18 protein-coding genes and 1 pseudogene are annotated in these 25,690 nt (G+C 75.5%); 11 read left to right on the top strand and 8 right to left on the bottom strand.

Annotated elements, in window-relative coordinates:
- Window positions 1-81: 81 nt before the first annotated feature.
- Entirely contained in the window at window positions 82-1,908 is a 1,827-nt protein-coding gene (locus tag PHK61_RS30795) for a hypothetical protein (protein WP_274284855.1), read from the bottom strand.
- 550 nt (window positions 1,909-2,458) lie between these two features.
- On the opposite strand from PHK61_RS30795, the pseudogene PHK61_RS32185 reads away from it, so the two are divergent.
- From PHK61_RS32185 to PHK61_RS30785, 3 genes and pseudogenes are all read left to right on the top strand, one after another.
- Window positions 2,459-2,596, top strand: a pseudogene (locus tag PHK61_RS32185) (HNH endonuclease signature motif containing protein); the annotation flags it as partial.
- 333 nt (window positions 2,597-2,929) lie between these two features.
- Entirely contained in the window at window positions 2,930-3,385 is a 456-nt protein-coding gene (locus PHK61_RS30790; RefSeq protein ID WP_274284854.1) for an SAM-dependent methyltransferase, read from the top strand.
- A gap of 11 nt (window positions 3,386-3,396) precedes the next feature.
- Window positions 3,397-4,020 (top strand): Maf family protein, encoded by a 624-nt coding sequence (locus PHK61_RS30785; RefSeq protein WP_274284853.1) that lies wholly within the window; start codon window positions 3,397-3,399, stop codon window positions 4,018-4,020.
- A 7-nt stretch (window positions 4,021-4,027) separates the two neighbouring features.
- Here the strand turns inward: PHK61_RS30785 and PHK61_RS30780 are convergent, their stop codons facing one another.
- Window positions 4,028-4,768: a hypothetical protein gene (locus tag PHK61_RS30780; protein WP_274284852.1), complete on the bottom strand. Its 741-nt coding sequence runs from the start codon at window positions 4,766-4,768 to the stop codon at window positions 4,028-4,030.
- A 217-nt stretch (window positions 4,769-4,985) separates the two neighbouring features.
- Here PHK61_RS30780 and PHK61_RS30775 point away from each other — a divergent pair, with 217 nt between their 5' ends.
- The 3 genes from PHK61_RS30775 to PHK61_RS30765 all read left to right on the top strand — a co-directional run bounded on the left by PHK61_RS30775 (window position 4,986) and on the right by PHK61_RS30765 (window position 8,910).
- Window positions 4,986-6,791 (top strand): acetyl/propionyl/methylcrotonyl-CoA carboxylase subunit alpha, encoded by a 1,806-nt coding sequence (locus PHK61_RS30775; protein ID WP_274284851.1) that lies wholly within the window; start codon window positions 4,986-4,988, stop codon window positions 6,789-6,791.
- Between the two features lie 54 nt (window positions 6,792-6,845).
- A complete protein-coding gene (locus tag PHK61_RS30770) occupies window positions 6,846-7,271 on the top strand; it encodes a DUF1707 SHOCT-like domain-containing protein (RefSeq protein WP_274284850.1) in 426 nt (141 codons plus the stop codon).
- Between the two features lie 226 nt (window positions 7,272-7,497).
- Window positions 7,498-8,910 carry an MDR family MFS transporter gene (locus PHK61_RS30765; RefSeq protein ID WP_420791464.1) on the top strand — a complete coding sequence of 471 codons (1,413 nt, stop codon included), beginning with the start codon at window positions 7,498-7,500 and terminating at the stop codon, window positions 8,908-8,910.
- Window positions 8,911-8,919: 9 nt separating this feature from the next.
- On the opposite strand, the gene PHK61_RS30760 is transcribed toward PHK61_RS30765, so the two are convergent.
- Window positions 8,920-9,405 (bottom strand): anthrone oxygenase family protein, encoded by a 486-nt coding sequence (locus tag PHK61_RS30760; protein WP_274284848.1) that lies wholly within the window; start codon window positions 9,403-9,405, stop codon window positions 8,920-8,922.
- A gap of 82 nt (window positions 9,406-9,487) precedes the next feature.
- Window positions 9,488-11,188 (bottom strand): glycerol-3-phosphate dehydrogenase/oxidase, encoded by a 1,701-nt coding sequence (locus tag PHK61_RS30755; RefSeq protein ID WP_274284858.1) that lies wholly within the window; start codon window positions 11,186-11,188, stop codon window positions 9,488-9,490.
- Between the two features lie 383 nt (window positions 11,189-11,571).
- Between PHK61_RS30755 and PHK61_RS30750 the strand changes: the two genes are divergently transcribed.
- Both PHK61_RS30750 and glpK read left to right on the top strand, forming a co-directional pair.
- Entirely contained in the window at window positions 11,572-12,294 is a 723-nt protein-coding gene (locus tag PHK61_RS30750) for an MIP/aquaporin family protein (protein ID WP_274284847.1), read from the top strand.
- Window positions 12,295-12,349: 55 nt separating this feature from the next.
- Window positions 12,350-13,852, top strand: a complete 1,503-nt coding sequence (glpK, locus tag PHK61_RS30745) for a glycerol kinase GlpK (protein ID WP_274284846.1) — start codon at window positions 12,350-12,352, stop codon at window positions 13,850-13,852.
- Here the strand turns inward: glpK and PHK61_RS30740 are convergent.
- Entirely contained in the window at window positions 13,827-14,864 is a 1,038-nt protein-coding gene (locus tag PHK61_RS30740) for a hypothetical protein (protein WP_274284845.1), read from the bottom strand. The genes glpK and PHK61_RS30740 overlap by 26 nt on opposite strands.
- A 203-nt stretch (window positions 14,865-15,067) precedes the next feature.
- Here PHK61_RS30740 and PHK61_RS30735 point away from each other — a divergent pair, with 203 nt between their 5' ends.
- A complete protein-coding gene (locus tag PHK61_RS30735; RefSeq protein ID WP_274284844.1) occupies window positions 15,068-17,779 on the top strand; it encodes a helix-turn-helix transcriptional regulator in 2,712 nt (903 codons plus the stop codon).
- A 6-nt stretch (window positions 17,780-17,785) separates the two neighbouring features.
- Here the strand turns inward: PHK61_RS30735 and PHK61_RS30730 are convergent, their stop codons facing one another.
- Window positions 17,786-19,183 (bottom strand): NAD(P)H-quinone dehydrogenase, encoded by a 1,398-nt coding sequence (locus tag PHK61_RS30730; RefSeq protein ID WP_274284843.1) that lies wholly within the window; start codon window positions 19,181-19,183, stop codon window positions 17,786-17,788.
- 148 nt (window positions 19,184-19,331) lie between these two features.
- On the opposite strand from PHK61_RS30730, the gene PHK61_RS30725 reads away from it, so the two are divergent.
- The gene (locus tag PHK61_RS30725; RefSeq protein ID WP_274284842.1) at window positions 19,332-19,802 is read left to right on the top strand and encodes a gamma-glutamylcyclotransferase family protein; all 471 of its coding nucleotides are present in this window, start codon (window positions 19,332-19,334) and stop codon (window positions 19,800-19,802) included.
- 43 nt (window positions 19,803-19,845) lie between these two features.
- Here PHK61_RS30725 and PHK61_RS30720 read toward each other — a convergent pair whose 3' ends face one another.
- Together PHK61_RS30720 and PHK61_RS30715 are read right to left on the bottom strand one after the other, a co-directional pair.
- The gene (locus PHK61_RS30720; protein WP_420791465.1) at window positions 19,846-22,578 is read right to left on the bottom strand and encodes a Tex family protein; all 2,733 of its coding nucleotides are present in this window, start codon (window positions 22,576-22,578) and stop codon (window positions 19,846-19,848) included.
- Between the two features lie 158 nt (window positions 22,579-22,736).
- The gene (locus tag PHK61_RS30715) at window positions 22,737-23,957 is read right to left on the bottom strand and encodes an amidohydrolase (RefSeq protein ID WP_274284841.1); all 1,221 of its coding nucleotides are present in this window, start codon (window positions 23,955-23,957) and stop codon (window positions 22,737-22,739) included.
- Between the two features lie 288 nt (window positions 23,958-24,245).
- On the opposite strand from PHK61_RS30715, the gene PHK61_RS30710 reads away from it, so the two are divergent.
- A partial coding sequence (locus PHK61_RS30710; protein WP_420791462.1) for a serine/threonine-protein kinase occupies window positions 24,246-25,690 on the top strand: 1,445 nt, incomplete at its 3' end.

Below are 25,690 nucleotides of genomic sequence, written 5' to 3'. Positions count from 1 at the left end.
GAGTCACCCTCGACAAGGTCGCATAGGTCAGCTGCGGTCAATTCTCTTCACAGCGGGTGGTCGCCAGGCGTACCGGGGGATTCAGTCGGTGTGCCGCTGGACGACCTGATCAGCCCGCTCCCGGAAGACGCGCCAGCGGCGTTGGTTGTCGTGCACCAAGCGCGATGACTCGCCGCAGAGGTCTGCCGCCCGAGAGATCACCTCGGCGGCCGAGTGCAGGCGCCGAGGGCTGACACGACCGCCCGCCATGTCGGCACGCAGGGCACCCGGAGTGAAGTCGACGTGATCGAGCATCTCGGCCGCGCGGACGAGCATCTGCGCGATGAGCGTCTGCATGTTCGCGGCCAGCCAGTCGTTGGTGATGATGCGGTGCCGCTCGCCCATCACGTCGGCGAGATCGTCGATCTCGATCAGCGAAGCGGCGACCTTCCAGCTGCTCTGCATGGCGTCGGCGAGCCACTCGCCACCACCCGCGAAGCCCTCGGCGTCCGCACGCAACTCGCCGATCATCGCCGTGATCTCCGCAGGCCGGCCCTCACCTTCCATGAACAACGCCCCGTCGAGGGCGATCGCTGCCTCGCTGTTGAGGTCCTCGGCGCCCTCGTAGGGATTCCTGGCGGTCCGGACGGACGGAACGACCGTGCTCCAGCGGTCGGCGAGCGCCTGCAGGGTGCGCGCGTGGCGCTGCAGTCGCACGGCGGTCTCCAGAGGCGCCGAGGAGTAGAAACGTTCGTGCTCCTGGTGAAAATGCGCGAGGTTGAGAACCGCCTCGAGCAGCGGCGACGCCGCCTGGGGATCATGGGCCATCACAGCGACTCCCTCGACGTGGCTCCGCCCTCCGCCTTCCCGGAACCCTGGGCGCATGATGGCCACGGGCGTCACTCCGTCGTGAGGGACGGACGTCCCCTCCGCCCGGTCCACCGTGCCCTCGGTCGGGCCGAGCCTCCGATGCGCATCCTGGTGCACACGTGCAGGAGTACGCCCGGCATCTCGGTCACCTCGATCCCGGATCGGCCCGTGGTTGTCGGGGGTCGGCGCTAGCCTCGGCGCGTGTTCGAACAGGTGTTCGCGTCGTTGCCGGAGGGGGTCGCCACGACCCCGCCCGGTGCGGCGCTGGGCGCGCTGTTGGAACGGGTCGATCCGCGGGCGGTGTCCCCGCACGACGCGGTGGTGCTGGCCGCGGCGTGGCGCCGCCAGCTCTCCCATCACGAGGCCCGCTTCGCGCTCGCCGCGCGGGAGGCCGCGCGGGCCGACCCCGACGGCCCCGGCGGGCGCCGGGAGGGCTACGGCGAGTTCGGGGCCGACGAGCTGCGCGCGGTGCTGGCCGAGTCCCGCACCCGGGTGGCGAGGCTGCTCGGGCAGGCCGACACCGCGATCGTGGCGATCCCCGAGCTGTGGGCCGCGTGGGACGCCGGGCGCATCGACACCGACCGGGTCCGGATCTGTGTCACCTGGACCGCGGCGCTGTCCGCCGAGCACGCCCGCCGGGTCGTGCGCGCGGTGCTGCCCGAGGCGGCGCGGTCGACGCTGTCCGGGCTGGTCGAGCGCATCGCGCAGCTCGCTGCCGCCCTCGACCCCGCCTGGGCCGCCCGGCGCTACGACCGCGCCCGCCGCCAGCGCCGGGTACGGGCGCGGCGCACCGCGGCGGGCACCCTGAACCTCTCGGGGCTCGATCTCCCGCTCGATGCCGGGGCGTTGTCGGTCGCGCACGTGGAGGCCCTGGTGTTCCGGGCCAAGGCGGCAGGGCACCCGGGGCTGCTCGACACCATCCGCGCCGATGTCTACCTCGCCCTGCTCAGCCCCCGACCCCAGGGCTGGGACGACGACGCCCTCATCGCGCACGTGGTCGCGCACGCCGACCCCGACGATCCCCGCGGGCGCACCACACCACGCCACGTCGGCGCCCACGGCCCCGCACCCGGCGGCGGCACCAGCACCGAACGCACCCCCGACCACCCCGCACCCGAGAGGCCGGCCCCCGACGGACCCGCACCGGGCGGGCCGGCACCGTCCAGTGGTGGTGCCGCGGGCGGTGGGTCGCGGGCGGGGCGGATCGAGCTGCGGGTCGGGCTGCTCACGCTGCTGGGCCTCGACGAGAAACCCGGCACCATGCCCGGCTACGGAATCGTGCACGCACCCTTCGCCCGCCAGTTCGCCCGCCAGCTCTGCCACGCCGAGTGGCGGGTCGCGGTCACCGACGACCACGGGCACCTGCTCGCCGCGCTGATCACCCGACACCCACCCCACGGCTACCGCACCACCCCGCAGCAGCCGACGGCGGCGCGCCCGGTCCGAGCTCCACCCTGCGACCGAGCTCGACCGCGTCCGCGAGCCCGGCACCTGGGCCGAGGTCCTCACCGACCTGCGCGACCAACAGCAGGCCTGGACCGGCCCGCCGGCGACACCCCAGCACGCGCGGCGCCGGTTCCCGTCCGCGGCGCTGGCCCGCTGGACCCGGATGCGCGACCGCACCTGCACCTTCCCGCCGTGCCGGGCTTCCTCGCTGGCCACCGACATCGACCACACCCGCGCAGTCACCCACGGCGGGACCACTGTCGAGCACAACCTCGGGGTGGTGTGCCGACACGACCACCGCCTCAAGCACGACGCCGGCTGGCGCCTCGACCAACCCACCCCCGGCCGCTTCACCTGGACCAGCCCCACCGGCCACACCTACGACCGCCCCCGCCACCCGGTCACCCCGAACCCGCACCCCTCCGCCACCACTCGACCACCACCCCCACCGAGCACGCCTCCGAGACCCCCTCTGGACCGCCGACCCCTACCCCGCCGACCCGCCCACCAGGCCGCCTCCCCGACCCGCCGACGATCCGGAGGGCGACGACCCGCCCTTCTGAGGAGCCCGCGCGTCCGGCGCCGGCGCCCGCACCCGTCGCCGCCAGCGTGGCTCCGTGCTCGGGGGCCGGCGGTGACCGAGGGGTTCGCCAGCGACGCGCCCTCGCCCGCCCGGATGTACGACCACTACCTCGGCGGGCGGGACGACTTCGCCGCCGACCGCGAGGCCGCCGAGGCGCTCGTGGCCGTCCTGCACTTCTCCCCCGGTGACGAGCCCCGGCGCATCCTCGACCACTTCGCGCGGCGGATGGTCCCGGGCTCCTACCTGGTGCTCTCGGCCGGCAGCTCCGAGGGCCTCACGGACGCCGAGCTCACCGAGATCCACGAGGCCTACGCCCGCACCCCGCGGGGCGGCCACCTGCGGTCCCGCGGGGAGATCACCGCCCTGTTCGCGGGCTTCGAGCTCGCCGAGCCGGGCGTCGTCGACGTCAGCCGCTGGCGCGGGTTCAAGCGCCCGACCCACCTCTCGATCCTCGCGGGGGTCGCCCGGCGGACCGGCGGCGACGCGGGCCGGGAGCCGCCGACGTAGGGTGCCGCTCCGTGCGTCTGGTGCTCGCTTCCGCGTCCCCCGCCCGCCTGGCCGTCCTGCGGGCCGCCGGGGTCGAACCCCTCGTGGAGGTGTCCGACGTCGACGAGGACGCCCTGCTCGCCGAGCTGGGCGAGGAGGCCTCCCCGATCGACCGCGTCTCGGCCCTCGCGCTGGCCAAGGCCCGCACCGTGGCCGCCCGGGTCGCCGCGGCGGTTCCCGACGGCGTCGTCGTCGGCGCCGACTCGATGCTGCACCTCGACGGCGACATGGTCGGCAAGCCCGGCTCCGTTGACGCCGCGCGCGGGCGCTGGGACCAGATGGCCGGGCGCACCGTGGAGCTGTTCACGGGCCACGCGCTCGTCGAGATCGTCGGCGGCGCCGTGGGCCGCGAGGTCGCCGGGCACGCCAGGACGGCGGTCGCGTTCGCCCACCCCACGACCGGGGAGCTCGAGGCCTACCTCGCGAGCGGCGAGCCGCTGGCCGTCGCTGGAGCGTTCACCCTCGACGGCCGCGGCGGCTGGTTCGTCGAGGGCATCGAGGGCGACCCCTCGAACGTCGTCGGCCTGAGCCTGCCGCTGACCCGCCGCCTGCTCGGCGAGATCGGCGTGGGGGTCGACGCCCTCTGGGCGGGCTGAGGCCGGCTCAGGCCGGATCGAGGCGCAGCGAGCGGACCACCGCGTCCGCGGCCGACCCGTCGGCGCCGACGGTCGGCGACGGCCGCGCGACGGCGAGCACGGCCAGCGTGCGGCCGGGCGCCGCGATCGTGCTCACGCGCACCAGCGCCCCGTCGAGCGCGCCGCCCTCGACCCGGCGCACCGAGGTCCGGGTGGGCAGCTCCGCGATGGCCTCCGCGTCGTCGGTGAGCGCCGCGGTCCGCGCGCCGGGGGCGAGCTGGTCGGCGTAGGCGTCGGCCAGGCGCCGCGCCTCCGCGTCGAGCGCCGCCGCCCCGCGGGGGTCGGGCGCGGCCGGGTCCGCCCGGGGCGGCACACGGGACGGGTCGGCGACCCCGACCAGCACGACCGCGGTCGCCCCGCGTCGCAGGATCGTGGCGTCCTCGAAGCGGCCCGCGGGGATCTCGACGACGTCCTGGCTGGGCACGACCCGCCAGCCCGGCAGCACGGCCAGCGTCGTGGCGGTCGCGGCGTCGGGCACCCGGTCCGGGCCGGGCTCGCCGGGGCCCGGCGCTCCCGACGGCGTGGCCGCCGCCGGCGAGGGGCGCCCCGCGGGCGCCGCCACGACGTCGTCGTCACCGGACGTCCGCACGGCGGCGGCACGGTCGACCGCACGGTCGGCCCCGACCGCGCCGGCGATCACCGCGACGAGGCCCGCGAGGACCAGCACGGACGCGCACGCGGCCACCGACCGCCACCACCAAGGCTGCATCGGTCGCCGACCGTAGCCGCGCACCTGGTGTGATCCGCAGCCGGGCGAGCGGTCACGGTGCGTGGGACCCTCGGACCCGTGTGTGGTCATGACCACGCCCGCGCCCACGCCGTCCCGGCGTCGAGTACGAGAGAGTGACCCGACCGGGCACCCGTCCGGCCGCCCCTACACTGCCCCGACCGCCCCCGGTTCAGCGTCGCCCCCAGGAGGTCAACCGATGGCCGCGTCCGCCCCGACGGGGTTCGACCCGCTGCACACCGTCCTGGTGGCGAACCGCGGCGAGATCGCGGTGCGCGTGGTGCGCGCCTGCGCCGACGCCGGCCTCACGAGCGTCGCGGTCTACGCCGACCCCGACCGCGACGCCCCGCACGTACGCCTCGCCGACCAGGCCTTCGCGCTGGGCGGGGAGACCGCCGCCGAGTCCTACCTGGACATCGAGAAGCTGCTCCGGGCCGCGCGCGACTCCGGCGCCAACGCCGTGCACCCGGGCTACGGGTTCCTCTCGGAGAACGCCGACTTCGCCCAGGCCGTCATCGACGCCGGGCTGATCTGGATCGGGCCGGGCCCGCAGGCGATCCGCGACCTCGGCGACAAGGTCACCGCCCGCAAGATCGCCGAGCGCTCGGGGGCGCCGCTGGTGCCGGGCACGAAGGACCCGGTCGCCGACGCCGACGAGGTCATCGCCTTCGCCGACGAGCACGGGCTGCCGGTCGCCATCAAGGCCGCGTTCGGCGGCGGCGGGCGCGGCATGCGCGTCGCCCGCGAGCGCGACGAGATCGCCGAGATGTTCGACGCCGCGGTGCGCGAGGCGGTGTCGGCGTTCGGGCGCGGCGAGTCGTTCGTGGAGCGCTACCTCGACCGTCCCCGCCACGTCGAGGCCCAGGTCCTGGCCGACCAGCACGGCAACTGCATCGTCGTCGGCACCCGCGACTGCTCGCTGCAGCGCCGTCACCAGAAGCTGGTCGAGGAGGCGCCCGCGCCGTTCCTCACCGACGAGCAGCGCAAGCGCATCCACACCTCGGCCCGCGACATCTGTGTCGAGGCCGGCTACTCCGGCGCCGGCACCGTCGAGTTCCTGGTCGGCGAGGACGGCACGATCTCGTTCCTCGAGGTCAACACCCGTCTGCAGGTCGAGCACCCGGTCTCCGAGGAGACCAGCGGGATCGACCTCGTGCTCGAGCAGTTCCGCATCGCCGCGGGCCAGCACCTGCGGTTCAGCGCCGACCCCGAGCCGCGCGGCCACGCGATCGAGTACCGCATCAACGGCGAGGACGCGGGCCGCGGCTTCCTGCCCGCGCCCGGCACCGTCACCCGCTTCGTCGCCCCCGACGGGCCGGGCGTGCGCGTCGACTCCGGCGTCGAGACCGGGACGGTCATCGGCGGGCAGTTCGACTCGATGGTCGGCAAGCTCATCGTCACCGGCGAGGACCGCGAGCAGGCCATCGCGCGCTCGAAGCGTGCGCTGGACGAGCTGGTCGTCGAGGGCCTCCCCACCGTCATCCCGTTCCACCAGGCCGTGCTGCGCGACCCCGCGTTCGTCGCCCCCGACGGCGCCGAGTCGTTCACCGTGCACACGCGCTGGATCGAGACCGAGTTCGACAACCAGATCGCGCCCTTCGAGGCCGCGCCCGCCGAGGAGGACGAGGAGGCCGCGCCGCGCCAGACCGTCGTCGTCGAGGTCGGGGGCAAGCGCCTCGAGGTCACGCTGCCCGGCGACCTCGCCCTCGGTGGCGGTGGCGGCGGACGGGCCGCGGCGCCGAAGAAGAAGCGCCAGCGCTCCGGGGGCGGGGCGAAGGTCTCCGGTGACGCGATCACCGCGCCGATGCAGGGCACCGTGGTGAAGGTCGCCGTGTCGGAGGGCGACACCGTGTCCGCGGGCGACCTCGTCGTGGTCGTCGAGGCGATGAAGATGGAGAACCCGGTCACCGCCCACAAGGACGGCGTCGTCACGGGCCTGACCCTCGAGGCGGGCGCGAGCGTCAACCAGGGCGCGGTGATCTGCGAGATCCCCGACGCGGGCTGATCCACCGGATCCGGCTCCGCCCCGCGGCGCGTCCCCCACGCGCATACTGACGTCATGGCCGACGTCGGGGCGCACGAGCGGGAGCTCGCGATGGAGGCGCTCGACGTGCACCGCCGCGCCGGGCGCCTGGAGCGCGGCGAGCACGCCGACCGCTGCTCCGCCGCGTCGCGGGCGACGTCGCGGGCCGAGCTCGAGGCGCTCTTCACCGACCTCCCCGAGCCGCACCCGGACTACCCCGCGCCGCAGGCCCCGGCGCCCCGTCGTCCGGCGGTCGGCATGCCCGCCGCGCCCGAGCTGCCCGAGCTCGTCGCCCCCACCGGCGCGACGATCGCCCGGCACGCCGGGCTGATCTCGCTGCTGACCCCGGCCGTCGCCGCGCTGCTCTTCGCCGTCAGCGGCGGCCGGTTCCCGTGGATCTTCATCCTGGTGCCGATCGTCATCGCCGGCGTGGCGGTCATCTCCCACCGCCACGAACGCTGAGCAACCCTGCCCCGGACGGGAACACGCGCGGGGGAACGGGCGTTGGCCCGCTCGTCGGCCGGTGCGTGTCCGGTCACCCGTGAGCGAAACCCGTTCGCCTGTCAGGGGGGCGTGTGATGCTCTGGAGACCGGTCCGTGACCGTCACGGCCGCCGCCACGAGGGGGAACGATGACCGGCCCGTCCGGAACCGGCCAGGGAGCGCCCGCGCGGCCCATGGTGATCATCATGACGCTGGTCGTCTCGGCCTTCGTCATGATCCTCAACGAGACGATCCTCAGCGTGGCCCTGCCGCACCTCACCGGCGACCTCGGGGTGTCGGCGACGACGGTGCAGTGGCTGACCAGCGGGTTCCTGCTGACCATGGGCGTGGTCATCCCGACCACGGGCTACATCCTCAACCGCTTCACGCCGCGCCAGGTGTTCCTCGCGGCGATGACGCTGTTCAGCCTCGGCACGCTCATCTGCGCGCTCTCGCCCGGCTTCCCGCTGCTGCTCGCGGGCCGCATCGTCCAGGCGTCGGGCACCGCGGTGATGATCCCGCTGCTCATGACCTCGGTCATGCGGCTGATCCCGGCCGAGCGGCGCGGCGCCACCATGGGCACGATCTCGATCGTCATCGCCGTGGCCCCCGCCATCGGCCCGACGATCGGGGGGCTCATCCTCTCGTCGCTCGACTGGCGGTGGATGTTCTGGAGCGTGCTGCCGCTGGCGGTGGCCGCCCTCGTCGTCGGGTTCGTCCTCTTCCGGCTCTCGGGCGAGACGCGCCGCACGCCGCTCGACCTGCTGTCGGTGGCCCTGTCGTTCGTCGCCTTCGGCGGCATCGTCTACGGGCTCTCGACGCTGGGTCACGGCGACAGCGGCCTGGTCCCGCCGTGGGCCGCCCTCGTCGTCGGTGCCGTCGCGCTCACGGTCTTCGTCCTGCGCCAGATGAGGCTCCAGCGCACCGAGTCCGCGCTGCTCGACCTGCGACCCTTCAGTCACAAGCCGTTCGTCGTCGCGATCGTGCTCTCGGCGCTGCTGTTCATGTCGCTGCTGGGCGCCGGGGCGATCCTGCTGCCGATCTACATGCAGACCGTCCTGGGCGTCAGCGCGGCGGTGACGGGACTCGCGGTGCTGCCCGGCGGCCTCGTGCTCGGGTTCATGGGGCGCCCGGTGGGCCGGTTGTTCGACCGCGTCGGCGCCCGGCCGCTCGTCATCCCGGGCGCGATCGGCCTGGCCACCTCGATGTGGCTGCTCGCCGCGCTGGGCGCCGGGGCGGCCCTGTGGATGGTCATCGCGGTGCACATCCTGCTGATGGCTTCGCTCGGCCTCATGATGACGCCGCTGCTCACCGAGGGCCTCGCGGTGCTGCCGGAGCACCTGTACTCCCACGGCAGCGCGATCCTCACGACGCTGCAGCAGGTCGCGGGCGCGGCCGGCACGGCGGGCTTCGTCACCATCGCGGCCATCGGGTCGGCGAACGCCGCCGGCACGCCCGACGCGGCCGGCCTGCGGCTCGCGTTCATGGCGGCCGGCGTCATCGGCCTGATCGCCGTCGCGGTGTCGTTCATGGTGCGGCCCAAGCCGGCCACCACCCCCGTGGAGGCCGCCGACACCGACACCAGCGCCACCCCGTCGACGCCGGTCGCGGGCGCCTGATCGGCACGGTCACAGCAGCGGCGCCGCCAGCAGGGCCACGGCCCCGAGGACGGTGACCACGGTGCGCAGGCCGTGCGCACGCACCCAGGGACGCTCGAACGCCTCGCGGGCCCGGGCGACGTCGGTGACGTCGTCCGGGTCGGCGCGGTCGAGGGCGGTGTTCAGCGGGATGTTCACCACGGCCGTGATCACCAGGGACGCGATCTGCAGCAGCGCCCCGACCAGCACGGCGATCCCCGCCGGCGCGCCCGCGACCAGCGCCGACACCGCCGCCGCGACGGCGACCAGCGGGGCGCCGAGGAACAGCACCACGAAGCCCGGGCGCACGATCACCCGGTTGACCGTCTGCATGACCGCGACGAGCACCAGGTCCGCCAGCCGCGCCAGCGACGGCATGATCGCCAGCGAGAACGCGAGGTAGAGCCCCGCGAGCAGGGCCGAGAGCACGCCGGCGAGCAGTGTCGCCGCGGGGACCAGGGTCGTCATGCCCGTCATGCCCCCGAGTCCACCGCCCGGCCCCGATCACGACCAGTGCCGGGCGTCCGGCGTCCCTGCCCGCCCGTCCGCGGGGCGAGCCTCAGCCGGTGCCGAGCGCCGCGAGCCGCGGGGCGCGCGGGTCGGGCGCGGCGACGCGCAGCTTGTCGGCCTCGATGTCGGTGTCGACCGACTGCGAGTCGCGCTCGGCCTGGACCCGCTCGATGTAGGAGCGAACCTCGAGGTCGCGCTGCTCGTCGGTCCAGCCCAGCAGCGCCCCCATCTGCGCGCCGACGGCCTCGGCCGAGTCGACGCCGCGGTGGGCGTACTCGATCGAGATGCGGGTGCGTCGGGTGAGGACGTCGTCGAGGTGCAGGGCGCCCTCGTAGGCCACCGCGTAGGCGATCTCGACGCGCAGGTAGTCCGACGAGGCCGGGACCGGCTCGAGCAGCGACGGGTCCTCGTCGGTCATGGCGAGCAGACCGTGGAGCAGCGAGCCGTAGCGGTCGAGCAGGTGGCGCACGCGGTGCGGGTGCAGCCCGTGCTGCTGGCCGAGCTGCTCGGACTGGTTGACCAGCGCGAAGTAGCCGTCGGCCCCGATGAGCGGCACCCGGTCGGTGACCGAGGGCGCCACGCGGGTCGGGATGTCCTCGGCCGCGGCGTCGATCGCGTCGGCGGCCATGACCCGGTAGGTCGTGTACTTGCCGCCCGCGATGGCGACGAGGCCGGGCATGACCCGCGAGACGGCGTGCTCGCGGGAGAGCTTCGAGGTCTCCTCGCTCTCGCCGGCGAGCAGCGGGCGCAGCCCCGCGTAGACGCCCTCGATGTCGTCGTGGGTCAGCGGCGTGACCAGCACCGAGTTGACGTGCTCGAGCAGGTAGTCGAGGTCCTTGCGCGTGGCCGCGGGGTGCGCCAGGTCGAGGTTCCAGTCGGTGTCGGTGGTGCCGACGATCCAGTGGTTGCGCCACGGGATGACGAACAGGACCGACTTCTCGGTGCGCAGGATCATGCCGGTGTCCGACGGGATCTTGTCGCGCGCCACGAGGAAGTGGACGCCCTTCGACGCCTTGACCCGGAAGCGTCCGCGCGTCCCGGCGGCGTGCTGCATCTGGTCGGTCCACACGCCCGTGCAGTTGACCACCACCGACGCGCGGACCTCGGTCTCGCGCCCGGACTCGACGTCGCGGATGCGCACGCCCGCGACCCGGTCGACCTCGTGCAGGAAGTCCACGACCTGGGTGGACGTGCGGACCACCGCGCCGTACTGGGCCGCGGTGCGCCCGACCATCATCGTGTGGCGGGCGTCGTCGGCCTGGGCGTCGTAGTAGCGGATCGCGCCGACCAGCGCGCTGCGCTTGAGCGCCGGTGCCATCCGCAGCGCGCCCGAGCGCGTCAGCTGTTTCTGGTGGGGCAGCGAGCTCTTGCCGCCCATCGTGTCGTAGAGCGTGACGCCCGCGGTGACGTACGGGCGCTCCCAGTGCTTGGTCAGCGGGTAGAGGAAGCTGACCGGCTTGATCAGGTGCGGCGCGAGCCGCGTCAGGCTCAGCTCGCGCTCGCGGAGGGCCTCGCGGACCAGCCCGAAGTCGAGCTGCTCCAGGTAGCGCAGCCCCCCGTGGAAGAGCTTCGACGACCGGCTCGACGTCCCCGAGCCGAGGTCGCGCGCCTCCACGAGGGCGACCTTCAGGCCCCGGGTGGCCGCGTCCAGCGCCGCTCCCGTGCCGACCACCCCGCCGCCGACCACGACGACGTCGAACTTCTCGGAGGCGAGCCGGTCCCACGCCTCGTCCCGCGACGCCGGCCCCAGTCGCGCCGGCTCGGCCGCCGCATCGAGCGCCTCGGCCTGTGCCGCTCCCCCGTCGTGCGCTGCGCCCACGTCCCGCCCCTCTCGTCTCGTCCGTCGTCACTCCAGCGTGCCGGGTGTGCCGCGATCGGCGTCCCGAGGGCGCTCACGGTCACGCTAACGCGGTATGTCCTGCCCTCACACCGAGCACGCGGGGCAGCCGCTTGCTCCGTCCTGGTGTCCGGGTGCCCGCGGACCCACCCCGTCACCCCCGAGATCCGCGGGGAAGATGGACACACGGTGAACCTCGCCACTAGCGTTCACGATCACGCCCGCCCAGGACCCGAACGGGGGGAGCACCGGACGAGCGTGTCGCAGGGGCCGGGTCGCCGTCGACAGGAGTCCTCGTGGGCGCTGGAAGCATCATTCTCTCGGAGTTCCTCGGCACCATGGTGCTGCTCCTCTTCGGCTGTGGCGTGGTGGCGAACGTGCTGCTCACACGCACCAACGCCGACGGGGACACCGCATCGTGGGTGCTGATCACCTTTGGCTGGGGCTTCGGCGTGTTCGCCGGCGCGAGCATCGCGGACGCCTCGGGCGGCGCGATCAACCCCGCCGTCACCCTGGCCAGCGCGATCAACGGCGGCACGCCGTGGTCGCAGGTGCCGTTCTACCTCATCGGGCAGTTCCTGGGCGCCTTCGTCGGCGCCGTCCTCGCGTGGCTCGTCTACAAGCTGCAGTTCGACCACAACGAGGACAACTCGGGCACGCTGAACATCTTCTCCACCAACCCGCCGATCAAGAAGCCGGCGTGGAACTTCGTCACCGAGCTCATCGCGACGTTCGCACTGGTGCTGTTCCTGCTGGTCAATCCCTACGGCAGCAGCCCGGCGATCTACGCAGGTGCTGCGGCGGTCGTCATGGGTATCGGCCAGGCCCTCGGTGGGTCGACCGGCTACGCCATCAACCCGGCCCGTGACCTCGGGCCCCGCATCGCGTACGCCGTCCTGCCGATCCGCGGCAAGGGCCGTCCCGACTGGGGCTACTCCTGGGTGCCGGTCGTCGCCCCGCTGATCGGGGCCACGCTCGCGGCGCTCGTCGCGCTGATCGCGCCCGTCAAGACGGGCTGAGCCGGCGTCCACACCGACCCCATCCGAAGCCCCCGACATCGCCAGGAGCACAGGCATGACGCAGTACGTCGCCGCGATCGACCAGGGCACGACGTCGACCCGGTGCATGATCTTCGATCACTCGGGCCGCGTGGTCGCGGTCGACCAGCTCGAGCACGAGCAGATCTTCCCGCGCGCGGGGTGGGTGGAGCACAACGCCGCGGAGATCTGGGGCAACACGCGCCAGGTCTGCGGCGGCGCCCTGGCCCGCGCCGACATCAACGCCGACCAGGTCGCGGCGGTCGGCATCACCAACCAGCGCGAGACCACGGTCATCTGGGACAAGGCGACCGGCGAGCCGATCCACAACGCGATCGTCTGGCAGGACACCCGGACCCAGGCGATCTGCGACGAGCTCGGCGCGCTCGGCGGCGGTGCCGAGCGCTACCGCGCGAAGACCGGCCTGCCGCTGGCCACGTACTTCGCCGGTCCCAAGGCCCGCTGGATCCTCGACAACGTCGAGGGCGCCCGCGAGCGGGCCGAGCGCGGCGAGCTCGCGTTCGGGACGATGGACACCTGGGTGCTCTGGAACGCCACCGGCGGCGCCGACGGCGGGCTGCACGTCACCGACCCGACCAACGCGTCGCGCACCCTGCTCATGAACATCGACACCCTCGAGTGGGACCCGCAGCTCTGCGAGGAGATCGGCGTCCCGATGGCGATGCTGCCGGAGATCCGGTCGTCGTCGGAGACCTACGGCCCCATCCGGGCCCGCGGCACGTTCGCCGACGTCCCGGTGGCCGGCATCCTCGGCGACCAGCAGGCGGCGACGTTCGGCCAGGCCTGCCTGTCGGTCGGCGAGGCCAAGAACACCTACGGCACCGGCAACTTCGTGCTGCTCAACACGGGCACGGAGAAGGTCGAGTCGAAGAACGGCCTGCTCACCACGGTCTGCTACAAGATCGGCGACGCGCCGCAGGTGTACGCGCTCGAGGGCTCGATCGCGGTCACCGGCTCGCTGGTGCAGTGGCTGCGCGACAACCTCGGGATGATCTCGTCGGCGCCGGAGGTCGAGACCCTCGCGAAGTCGGTCGACGACAACGGCGGCGCCTACATCGTGCCGGCGTTCTCGGGCCTGTTCGCCCCGCACTGGCGCTCCGACGCCCGCGGCGTGATCGTCGGCCTCACCCGGTACGTCAACAAGGGCCACGTCGCCCGCGCGGTGCTGGAGGCCACGGCGTTCCAGACCCGCGAGGTCATCGACGCGATGAACGCCGACTCGGGGGTGCCGCTGACCGCGCTCAAGGTCGACGGCGGCATGGTCGGCAACGAGGTCCTCATGCAGTTCCAGGCCGACCTGCTCGGCGTGGACGTCATCCGCCCGGTCGTCTCGGAGACCACCGCCCTCGGCGCCGCCTACGCCGCGGGCCTCGCGGTGGGCTTCTGGAACTCCGAGCAGGACATCCGCGACAACTGGGCCCAGGACAAGGTCTGGTCGCCGAGCATGGACGAGAAGCTCCGCGACGAGACCTACGCGGAGTGGAAGAAGGCGGTCACCCGCACGTTCGACTGGGCGTAGGGGCCAGGGCGTAGAGCTCGCCCCGGTCCTCGAGGTGGTGCAGCCGCCGCAGTGAGCGACGGACGACGGCCTCGTCGGGATGGCGGAGATACACCGTCCCGGCGGGGCCGTTGCCGTGCACGGGGTCGCCGACCTCGAGCAGGCCCTCGGCCCGGTGGAAGCCCGGCAGCGCCAGCAGCGCGGCGAGCCCGGGGCGGTCGGTGACCACCCCGGTGGTCGGGACGTGCAGCGGGACGGTCGCGACCGACGCGTCGGGCCGGTAGGGGTCGGTGAACCGCAGCGCGAACGCCGCCGGGTCGGCGAAGCGCTCGGCGGCGAGGTCGGCGTGGCTGTAGCCCAGCGCCGGGCGGTGCAGCGAGGGGTCCTGCGACGCCGGCGAGAGCGTCGGCGCGAAGCCCACGAGGCGCGGGCCCTCGGTGGTCATCCGGACCGAGGTGTGGGCGGGCCCCTCCCGCACGCCGAGCGCGTCCAGGCAGTGGCTGACGTGCGCGACGGCGGCGATGTGCACCGGCGTCGCGCGGCGGATCAGCACGGCGTGCCGCTCGACGACGCCTCCGGGAACCCGGCCGACCCGGTCGACCCGCACGGCCTGCAGGTCACAGAGCGCGTGGCGCCCGCCCGCGCTCACGGTGGTGACGACGAACAGCGGCCCCTCGGTCCGGCCCTCCGCGACCGGCAGGCCGGCGGCGCGCAGCGCCTCGGTCCGGGCGCCGTCGTCGCTGCGCGCGGGCGCGGTCGCGGCGTCGTGGTGAGGAAGGCCGAGCGCGTGGCACAGGGCGTCGGCCGCGTCGACCGCCCCCCGGCTGCCGGCGACGACCGCGGTGACGCCGCGGGCCGCGAGGTCGCCGAGCGCCTCGCGCGGGTCGTCGACGAGCAGCGCGTACGGGTGGGTGTCGGCGTCGAACGCGGGCGCACACCGGCGCTGGTAGAGGTGCAGCGGGAGGACCCCGCGCTCGACGAACGACGCGGAGAGCTCCCGGCCGGTCGCGACCGGATCGATGATCGTGATCATGGGGACCCTCCCGGTGCCAGGGTCTCCCGGACGGCGGCACGCGGCGCCGAGGGGGCGCGCCGCGCCGGCGCCCGCGGACCCGGGGTCCGCCCACCGCCCGTTTCCCGCCGCCCGGGGACGAGATCCAGCGTGCGGCGCCCCCGAACCGTGGACCCCAGGCAGATCCCCTAGTCCTGGCGCGCGGGACAGGCGACGATCGCGGGATGGGGGGAACGGGGGTGGTCGGGCGCCGTGACGAGCTCGCGCGCCTCGACGCCCTGGCCGCGCGGGTGCGGGACGGCGCCGCGTCCGTGGTGCTGCTCGACGGTGCGCCCGGCGTCGGCAAGACCGAGGTCGTCGACCGGCTGGCCGCCCGGCTCGCCGACTTCACCCTCGTCCGCACCCGGGCGCCTGCAGGCGGGGCACCGCCGCCCGGGGCCGTGCTGGAGCGCTGTCTCGCGGCGGCGGGCGGGTCGGGCGCCGCCGACGTCCCCCTCCTGCTCGGCACCGCGCTGCTCGCGGCGCTGGAGGACCTCGACCGCCGCGGGCCGGTGCTGTTCGTCGTCGACGACCTCGACCGGGCCGACCCCGAGTCGCTGGGCGTACTGCGGCTGCTCCTGCGCCGGCTCACCCCGCTGCGCGTGCTCGCCGTGCTCACCGGCCGGGACCGCCCCGACGGCTGGCTCGACCTGGCGGGCGCGGCCGGCGGGTGGGGCGACGACGCGGTGCGCCTGCACCTCGACGGGCTCACCGTCGCCGACGTCGACGACCTCACGCGGGCGGCGGGACGTCGCGGCACGGCGTGGACGGTGCGCCGCCTGCACGAGGAGACGGCGGGCAACCCGCTGCACGTCCGCGCGGTGCTCGCCGAGTCGGACCTCCCCGACCGCTACCGGCTCGGCCGGGCCCGCCCGCCGGGCACGCTGACCGCCGCGCTGCGCGCCCGTCTCGACGCCCTCCCCGCCGCGCCGCGCCGCGTGCTCGAGGCGATGGCGGTGCTCGGGGAGCCCGCCTCGCTCCCGGACCTCACGGCGCTGGCGGGCCCCGACGCCCCGGCCTGCACCGCGGCGCTCGTCGACGGCGGGCTGGCGGTCCGGCAGGCCGACGAGACCGGCGAGCACCTGGCGTTCCCGTCACCCGTGCTGCGCGACGCCGTGTACACCGGCACGCCCGCGGCCCGGCGGCGGGCGCTGCACCGCGCGGCGGCCGACCGCACCGGGGGCACCGCGCGCTGGCGCCACCTCGTCGGCGCCACCGACGGTCCCGACCGCGCGCTCGCCGACGGCCTCGACGCCGCGGCCGCGGAGGCGATCGAGCGGGGCGACCTCGTGCCCGCCGCCGAGTACCTGCGCTGGGCCTGCGAGTGCAGCGACGACGACCGCCTCGCCGGGCGGCGGTTGATCGACGCGGTGCGCCTGCTCGTCTACGCCGCCCGGGAGGGCGAGGCGCTCCAGCACGCGGACGCGATCGAGTGCCTGCCCGACTCGGCGGCCCGCTCGGAGATCCGCGGGCTGCTCGCGTTCGCCCGCGACGAGGTGGCCTCGGCGCGCGACCTGCTGCTCCTCGCCCGGGACGAGGCGTCGGCGGAGGGCGACACCGAGCTGGGCGCGCGCATCGACGTCGAGCTCGCCTACGTGCACACCCAGCTCGGCGCCGGGGAGGCCGCGACCGCCGCCGCCCGCCGGGCCCTGCGCGACCGCCCGGACCTGCCCCGGCTGTGCGCGGTCGCGCGCGCCTTCCTCGCCGCGGGCGCCGCGCTGACCGACGGCGCCCCGGCCGGCCTGGAGCAGCTCGCGTTCCTCCCGGCGCGCCCGGTCGACGCGGCGCCGCCCCAGCTCCCGGCCCTCATCCAGCGCGGCGTCCTCTCGGGCCTGCTCGGGCGCCTCGACCCCGCCGTCGCCGACCTCACCGTGGCCGCCCGCCGCCGCACGCCGTTCACCCGCTTCCTCGGGATGGCCGCCGACCTGCACCTCGTGTGGTGCCACTACCTGCTCGGCGAGTGGGACGCGGCGCGCCGGGCGCTCGAGGTCGCCGTCGCGGGCGCCGACCAGTACGCGCGCAGCTTCGACCACGCCGCGCTGCGGTCGCTGTCGGCGATCCTGCACGCCGGGCGCGGCGAGGAGGCGGCGGCGCGCGCGGACCTGGAGGCGGCCGTCGAGCACGCCGAGGCCGCCGACTTCCTCGGCCCGCGCGTGCACCTCGCCCTCGCCCGTGGCGCCATCGCGCAGGCCGCGGGGCGCCCCGGCGAGGTGGTCGCCGCGCTGAGCCCGCTGACACCCGGCGCCATCGAGGCCGACCGGGTGCGGCTGCTGTCGGGCTGGTGGCTCCCGGCGATCGCCGACAGCCAGATCGACCTCGGCTGGTGGGACGAGGCGCAGCGCACGATCGACGACCTCGCGCGCGTGCCGGTGCGCGGCAGCTGCCTCCCGGTGGCGCGGGCCTGGGTCGGCGGGCGCCTGGCCGCGGCGCGCGGCGACATCCCGCTCGCGTGCCGGCTGTTCGAGGACGGGCTGGCGATCCCGGCCGAGGGCGGTGAGCCGGGGTGGTACCGCGCGCGGCTGCGCCACGCCTACGGGTGCCTCATGCTGCGCGTCGGCGAGCCCGCCGTCGGCCGGGCGGCGCTCGCCCAGGCCTGCCGCACCTTCGCCCGGCTCGGCGCCCGCCCCTTCCTCGACCGCGCCCGCCTCGACGGCGAGCTCGCGAGCAGCGACCCCGGCGGGGACCCCGCCGACGACCCGGGGCGGTGGACGGACGCGCTGTCCGACCGCGAGCGCGAGGTCGCCGGCCTCGTCGGGCGCGGCTGGACGAACCCCGAGATCGCCGCCGAGCTGTTCGTGTCGGCGAAGACCGTCGAGTACCACCTGCGCAACGTCTACGGGAAGCTCGGGATCCGCGGACGGCGCGCGCTGCGGGACCGGGTGCAGCAGGTGGGGTAGCCGGTGTCAGTCGAGGTCGTCGTGCTGCATCAGCCGCCGCCCGGCCTCGGTGACCGACCCGGACAGCGACGGGTAGATCGAGAACGTGTGGGCGAGATCGCCGACGGTGAGGTTGTTCTGCACCGCCATGGCGAGCGGGAGGATGAGCTCGCTCGCCACCGGGGCGACCACCACCCCGCCGATGACGACACCCGTCGCCGGCCGGCAGAAGATCTTCACGAAGCCCTCGTGGAGCCCCGACATCTTCGCGCGCGGGTTGGTGCCCAGCGGCATGATCACCTCGCGGGCCGAGAACTCGCCGCTCTCCACCTGCGCGTGGCTGATGCCGACCGTCGCCACCTCGGGGCGGGTGAACACCGCCGACGCGACGGTCTTGAGCCGCAGCGGCGCGACACCCTCGCCCAGCGCGTGCCACATGGCGATGCGGCCCTGCATCGCGGCGACCGACGCCAGCGGGAGCAGCCCGGTGCAGTCGCCGGCCGCGTAGACGCCGGGCACCTCGGTGCGCGAGACCCGGTCGACCGCGATGTGGCCGCCGTCCTGCAGGGTCAGCCCGATGTTGGCGGCGCCGAGGTCGTCGGTGTTGGGCACCGACCCGACGGTCATCAGCGCGTGCGAGCCCTCGACCTCGCGGCCGTCGGTGAGCGTCACGCGCACGCCGTCGGAGGTGGCCACGACCTTCTCGGCGCGCGAGCGCGGCTCGATGCGCACCCCGCGCTCGGTGAAGACCTCCTCGAGCGTGGCCGCGGCGTCGGGGTCCTCGTGCGGGAGCACCCGGTCGCGGCTGGAGATCAGCGTCACGGTGACGCCGAGCTCGGCGTAGGCCGAGACGAACTCGGCGCCGGTGACCCCGGAGCCGACGACGATCAGGTGCTCGGGCAGCGACTCGAGATCGTAGATCTGGCGCCAGGTGAGGATGCGCCGGCCGTCGGGCTGCGCGTCGGGGAGCACGCGCGGCGAGGCGCCGGTGGCGATGAGGGCGACGTCGGCGGTGACCGTCTCGGTGCTTCCGTCGGGGTGGGTGATCCGGACGTCGTGGGTGGCGCTGCTGCGGTCGCTCTCCTCGAACCGGGCGCGCGCCGTGACCACGCGCACGCCCGCGGCCTGCAGCGTCGCGTGCACGTCGGCCGACTGGGCCAGCGCGAGGCCGCGCACGCGGCCGTTCACGCGCGGCAGGTCGACCCGCGGGTCGTCGACGTCGACGCCCATGTCGGCGGTGTGCCGGAAGCCGGCCCGCACGCCCGCCGAGGCGATGAAGGTCTTGGACGGCACACAGTCGTAGGCCACGCAGTTGCCGCCGAGGCTGTCCTGCTCCACGACCGTGACGTCGGCCTCGTGCTGGGCGGCGACCAGCGCCGCCTCGTACCCCGCCGGTCCTCCGCCGAGGATGACGATGCGGGTCATGGTGGTGGTTCCCTCCTGAGGTCGTCCCCTCCATCGTCCACGACGGGGACGGCGCACGCGCACCGGTCGTGTCCCGGCGATGACCGTTCCGGCGACCGGCGGCCCGGGCCCGGCCCCACGCCCGTCCCTCCTGGCTACCCTGTCCGCCGTGCCGCTCTACGCCGCGTACGGATCCAACATGGACCCCGCGCAGATGATGCAACGGGCGCCCCACTCGCCGATGTCGGGCACGGGCTGGCTCGAGGGCTGGCGCCTGACCTTCGGCGGCGAGGACTTCGGTCTCGAGGGTGCGCTCTCCACCGTCGTCGAGGACCCGTCGTCGCGGGTGTTCGTCGTGCTCTACGACGTCAGCCCCCTCGACGTCGACCAGCTCGACCGCTGGGAGGGCGGCGAGCTGGGGATGCACAAGAAGCTGCGCCTGCGCATCCAGACCATGGACGGGCCGCAGCTCGCGTGGGTCTACGTCCTCGACGCCTACGAGGGCGGGCTGCCCTCGGCGCGCTACATCGGCGTGCTCTCCGACGCCGCGGAGGCCGCCGGCGCGCCCGACGACTACGTGCAGGCCCTGCGCGAGCGGCCGTGCCGCTCCGTCGGCCCGGGGCCGGGCTCCGAGCTCTGAGCGCCCGCGCCGACCCGTGTCCCGGGGACACGGGTCGGCGACCTCAGCTCTTGTACCCCGCCCGGCGCAGGGCCTCGGCCATCGCGTCGTTGGTGGGCGCGGGACGCCGGTCGCGGCCCTGGCCGCCACGGTTGCCCTGACCGCCCTGCCCCTGGCCACCGCGGCCCTGGCCACCCCGGTCCTGACCGCGCCCGCCGCCCTGGCGCTCGCCGCCCTCCTGGGGCCGGCCGCCACGACCGCCACGGCCGCCCTGACCCTCGCCGCGCTGGCCCTGGCCCTGCTGGCCCTGGCCCCGCTGGCCCTGACCCCGCTGGCCCTGACCCTCGCCCGGACGCCCGCCGCCGCGCCCGCGCCCGCTCCGGCCCCCGCGCCCGCCGCCCTGGCGCTGGCCGGTCTCCGCGGGGGCCTCGGCCGTCGCCGCCGCGGGCTCCGCCGTGGCCGGAGCGGTCGCCGCCGGCGCCGGGTCCGGAGCGGTCGGGGCGCCCTGCCGGCCGCCGCGTCCGCGTCCTCCGCGGCTGCGGCCGCCGCGGCCCCGGCCGCCGCCCTCGGGACGGGCGCCGTCGCCGGCCGCCTCCTCCTCGTCGAGCCGCAGCGTCAGGGAGATCCGCTTGCGCTCGACGTCGACGTCGAGGACCCGCACCCGCACGACGTCCCCGGGCCCGACGACGTCGCGCGGGTCGGCGACGAAGTCCTTGGACATCGCCGAGATGTGCACGAGGCCGTCCTGGTGCACACCCACATCGACGAACGCGCCGAACGCGGCGACGTTGGTGACCTGGCCCTCGAGCACCATGCCCGGCGTCAGGTCGGTGATCTGCTCGACGCCCTCGGCGAACTCGGCGGTGGTGAACTCGGGGCGCGGGTCGCGGCCCGGCTTGTCGAGCTCGGCGATGATGTCGATCACCGTGGGACGCCCGAAGCGCTCGTCGGTGAAGTCGTCCGCGTCCAGCCCGGCCAGCACCGTGCTGTTGCCGACGAGCGCGTCGACGCCGGTGCCGGTCGCCTCGACGATCCGGTGCACGACGGGATACGACTCGGGGTGCACCGCGGAGCGGTCGAGCGGGTCCTCGGCGCCGGGGATGCGCAGGAAGCCCGCGCTCTGCTCGAACGCCTTGGCACCCAGGCGCGGCACCTCGCGCAGCGCCGTGCGCGACGCGAACGGGCCGTGCTCGTCGCGGTAGCCGACGATCGTGGTGGCCAGCCCCGCGCTGATGCCCGACACGCGGCGCAGCAGCGGCGCCGAGGCGGTGTTGACGTCGACGCCGACCGCGTTGACGCAATCCTCGACGACCGCGTCGAGCGAGCGCGACAGGGCGGTGCCGGCGATGTCGTGCTGGTACTGGCCCACACCGATCGACTTGGGGTCGATCTTCACGAGCTCGGCCAGCGGGTCCTGCAGGCGCCGCGCGATCGACACCGCGCCCCGCAGCGACACGTCGAGGTCGGGCAGCTCGGCCGAGGCCTGCTCGGAGGCCGAGTACACCGACGCGCCCGCCTCCGACACCACCGCCGCGGTGAGCCCCAGGTCGGGCTCGCGGGCGATGAGGTCGCGGACCAGCGCGTGGGTCTCGCGCGACGCGGTGCCGTTGCCGATGGCGACGAGCTCGACGCCGTGCTCGCGCGCCAGCTCGCCCAGCCGCGTGCGCGAGGCCTCCCACTGCCGGCGCGGCACGTGCGGGTGGACGGTGTCGGTGGCAACGACCTTGCCGGTGCCGTCGATCACCGCGACCTTCACCCCGGTGCGCAGGCCCGGGTCGAGGCCCATGGTCGGACGCGCCCCGGCGGGGGCGGCGAGCAGGAGGTCGCGCAGGTTGCCGGCGAACACCAGCACGGCGCCCTCCTCGGCGACCTCGCGCAGGCGCACCCGCAGGTCGACGATCAGGCGGGACAGGATGCGCGTGCGCCAGGCCCAGCGCACGGCCTCGCCGAGCCAGCGGTCGGCGGGGCGGCCGCGGTCGGCGACGCCGACCGCGGCGGCGATGCGCGCGAGGTACACCTCGTTGATCGCGGTCTCGTCGTCGTCGGCGGCCAGCGGGTCGAGCGTGAGCGCGAGGACCTCCTCGGTCTCGCCGCGCAGCACGGCGAGGATCCGGTGGGAGGGCAGGCGGGTGAACTTCTCGTCGAAGGCCCCGTAGTCGGAGAACTTCGCCGCCGCGGTGTCGCCCTCGCCGCCGCGGCCCTCGCGGTAGGTGGCGGTGAGCCGGCCCCGGCGCCACATCTGCTCGCGCAGCTCGCCGACCAGGTCGGCGTCCTCGGCCCAGCGCTCGACGAGGATCGCGCGGGCGCCCTCGAGGGCGGCGTCGCGGTCGGGCACGCCGTGGTCCGGGTCGACGTAGCTCCCGGCGGCCGTGCGCGGGATGTGCGTCGGGTCGGAGAGCAACGCGTCGGCCAGCGGCTCGAGCCCCGCCTCGCGGGCGATCGCGGCCTTGGTGCGCCGCTTGGGCTTGTAGGGCAGGTAGACGTCCTCGAGGCGGCTCTTGGTCTCGGCGCCCAGGATGCGCGCCTCGAGCTCGCCGTCGAGCTTGCCCTGCGAGCGCACCGACTCGAGCACGGCCGCGCGGCGCTCCTCGAGCTCGCGCAGATAGGTCAGGCGCTCCTCGAGCGTGCGCAGCTGGGCGTCGTCGAGCCCGCCGGTGGCCTCCTTGCGGTAGCGCGCGACGAACGGGACGGTCGCGCCGCCGTCGAGCAGCTCGACCGCGGCTGCCACCCGCCCCTCGGCGACGCCGAGCTCGTCGGCGATGCGCCGCGTGACCGGCGGCAGCACCGGGGTGGACACAGCGGACACACCGCCCCCGTCCGGGGTCGGCACATCCGTGGCGGTCGCCGTCGCTTCGCTCACGGCGCCATCGTGCCGCACGGGTCCGACGGCCCGCGACGGAGTACCGCCTCCGGCGCGGCAGCTCCGCAGGCTCCGTGCCGCCCGATCCGGGGCGGTCAGCCGCCGAGCGACGCCAGCGCGGCGTGGACGAGGGTCCGCACACCGACGGGCAGGGCACGCTCGTCGAGGTCGAACGTGGGCTGGTGGATGTCGGACATCCCGCCGACGCCCGACCACACGCCGAGCCGGCCCATCGCGCCGGGCACGTGCTCGAGGTACCAGCCGAAGTCCTCGCCGCCGCTGGACTGCTCGGTGCCGACCGCGGCGGCCGGCCCGCCCGCGCGCTCCGCGGCGCGGGCGAGCAGGTCGGCGGAGACGGCGTCGTTGACCACGGGCGGGACGCCGCGCCGGTGCTCGAGGACGTAGCCCACCCCGGTCGGGGCCAGCAGGGCGGTGACCAGCGAGCGCACCAGCGGCTCGAGCTCGTTCCACGTCGCGTGCTCGGCGGTGCGCAGGGTGCCCGCGAGCATCCCCTGCTGGGGCACCGCGTTGGCGGCGTGGCCGGCCTGGACCGTGCCCCACACCAGCACGGTGCCCGAGCGCGGGTCGACGCGGCGCGAGAGCAGGTCGGGCAGGCCGGTGATGACGGTGCCGAGCGCGTGCACGAGGTCGGCGGTCAGGTGCGGGCGCGAGGTGTGCCCGCCCGGCGAGGTCAGGCGCAGCTCGAGCATGTCGCACGCCGAGGTGATCGCCCCGGTGCGCGTGCCGACCTTGCCGACCTCGAGGCGCGGGTCGCAGTGCAGCGCGAAGATGCGGTCGACGCCGTCGAGGCCGTCGGCGGCGATGACGTCGAGCGCGCCGCCGGGCTGCACCTCCTCGGCGGGCTGGAAGATCAGCCGCACCCGGCCGGGCAGCGACGGCGCGGACGCCAGCGCGAGGCCGGCGCCGAGCAGCATCGCCGTGTGCGCATCGTGACCGCACATGTGCGCGACGCCCGGCACGCGGGACGCGTACGACGCGTCGGTCTGCTCGGTCAGCGGCAGGGCGTCGAGGTCGGCGCGCAGGGCCACGGTGCGCGGACCCTGGCCGATGTCGCAGATCAGGCCGGTGCCGGGCAGCAGCCGGGGCGCCAGGCCCGCGGCGGTGAGCACCTCGGCGCACAGCCGGGTCGTCTCGAACTCGCGTCGGGCCAGCTCGGGCCGGGCGTGCAGCGCCCGGCGCCAGCCCACGACGTCGTCGGCGTGCGCGGCGAGCCAACCATCGATCCACTCCGGGCCGTTGCCGGCGCCGAGGTCGGCCACAGGGGCAGACGTCACGCGCGGCTCCGCCAGAGTCATCGAACACACCTCCCGTGCCGGGCCCTGTGATGAGTCCGACTGTCCGGCCCAGCATGCCTGCGCCGGTCGGCGGTTGCGGGCGATCGAGCCGCCTCGGCGCCGAGGGGTCGCGATCGCGCTGTCGGCGGCGACCGGAGTCACCTCCCGCACCGACGAACGGCCGGTCTGCGCAGGTCACCGGCGTGCCGGGCCGTTGCCCGGCGTTCGCTGGCCGCCCGGCGCAGCTGATCTGACATCGGGTACCCCGGGGGCGACCCGTCCAACGGTCGACGTTGCCATGATGGTCGGGTGAGCCCCGCACCCACCGACGCGGCCGGCCCCCGCCGGATCGTCGGTCGCTACCGCCTCGAGCACGAGCTCGGTCGCGGCGCCATGGGCACGGTGTGGTCGGCCTACGACGAGGTCCTGCACCGCCCGGTCGCGGTGAAGGAGGTGCGGCTCTCGTCGGTGCCGGTCAACGAGCGCGGCATCGTCCGCGAGCGCACCCTGCGCGAGGCGCGCGCCACGGCGATGCTCAGCCACCCCAACGTCGTCACCCTCTACGACGTCGTCGAGGTCGCCTCCGAGCCCTACGTCGTCATGGAGCTCCTGCCCTCGCGCAGTCTCGCCAGCTACATCGGCGAGCGCGGACGGCTGACGCAGCCCGAGGCCGCCGAGATCGGGTCGGCGGTCGCGTCGGCGCTCACCACGGCGCACCGCGCCGGCATCACCCACCGTGACGTCAAGCCCGGCAACGTCCTGATCGGCGAGAACGGGCAGATCAAGCTCACCGACTTCGGCATCGCGCGCAACGCCGCCGAGCAGTCGATGACCCAGACCGGCACGGTCCTCGGCTCGCCGCCCTACATCGCCCCCGAGGTGGCGATGGGGCGCGCCGTCGGCCCAGCCGCCGACCTGTGGGGCCTCGGCGCCACCCTCTTCGCCTGCCTCGAGGGCCGCCCGCCCTACGACGCGGGCGATCCCGTGGGCACGGTCACCGAGGTCGTGCACGGCGACGTGCCGGTGCCCGCCGGGCGCGGCCCGGTGGTCGACGTCATCCGCGGGCTCATGGTCAAGGACCCGGCGCTGCGCATGCCCCTGGCCGCCGTGCGCCGCCGCCTGCGCCCGCTGCTCTCCGACCCCGAGGGCCCGGTGCTCGCGGTGTCGTCCGCGCCGCGCACCGCCGCGTTCCGCGTGCCCCGCCCCGGCCCGGCGAGCGACCAGGCGGGGCTCATCCCCGCCTCGTCGTCCCGGGGCCCGACGGGCACGCTCGCCGACGGCACGCCGGTCGCCCCCGACCAGCCGCCCGCACCCCGCCCGCGGCCCACGCCCGGTCCCCGCACCGGGCCGGAGGTGCCGGCGGCGGGCGAGGACGCCGAGGGCGCCCCGGCCGCCGCGGTGGCGGCGCCCGAGGAGGCGGCGGAGAAGGAGTCCGGCGACGCCGGGTCCGCGGGCGCGGTCGCCGGTGCCGCGGCAGGGGCCGGCGCGGCCGCGGCCGTCGCGGGTGCCGCCGCGACGGGCCGGGCGGAGGAGAAGCCCGCCACCGGCGAGTCCGCGACGGCGGACGAGGAGCCGCCCGCCGCGGCGCAGGACGCCGAGGCGGCGGACGTCGCCGAGGCCGGCGACGAGGAGGCCGAGCCCGCCGACGGTGAGCCGACCGAGGGCGAGCAGGCCGCCGACGAGCAGGCCGACCACGAGCAGGCCGCCGCCGAGGACGCCGCCGCGGGCGCCGCCCCCGCCGCCCGCGCCGGCGC

Source organism: Actinomycetospora lutea, assembly GCF_028737205.1.
In the GTDB taxonomy this organism is placed as follows: domain Bacteria; phylum Actinomycetota; class Actinomycetes; order Mycobacteriales; family Pseudonocardiaceae; genus Actinomycetospora; species Actinomycetospora lutea.
Note: the sequence above shows the minus strand (reverse complement) of the source record. Positions and strands in the feature narration are given on the sequence as shown.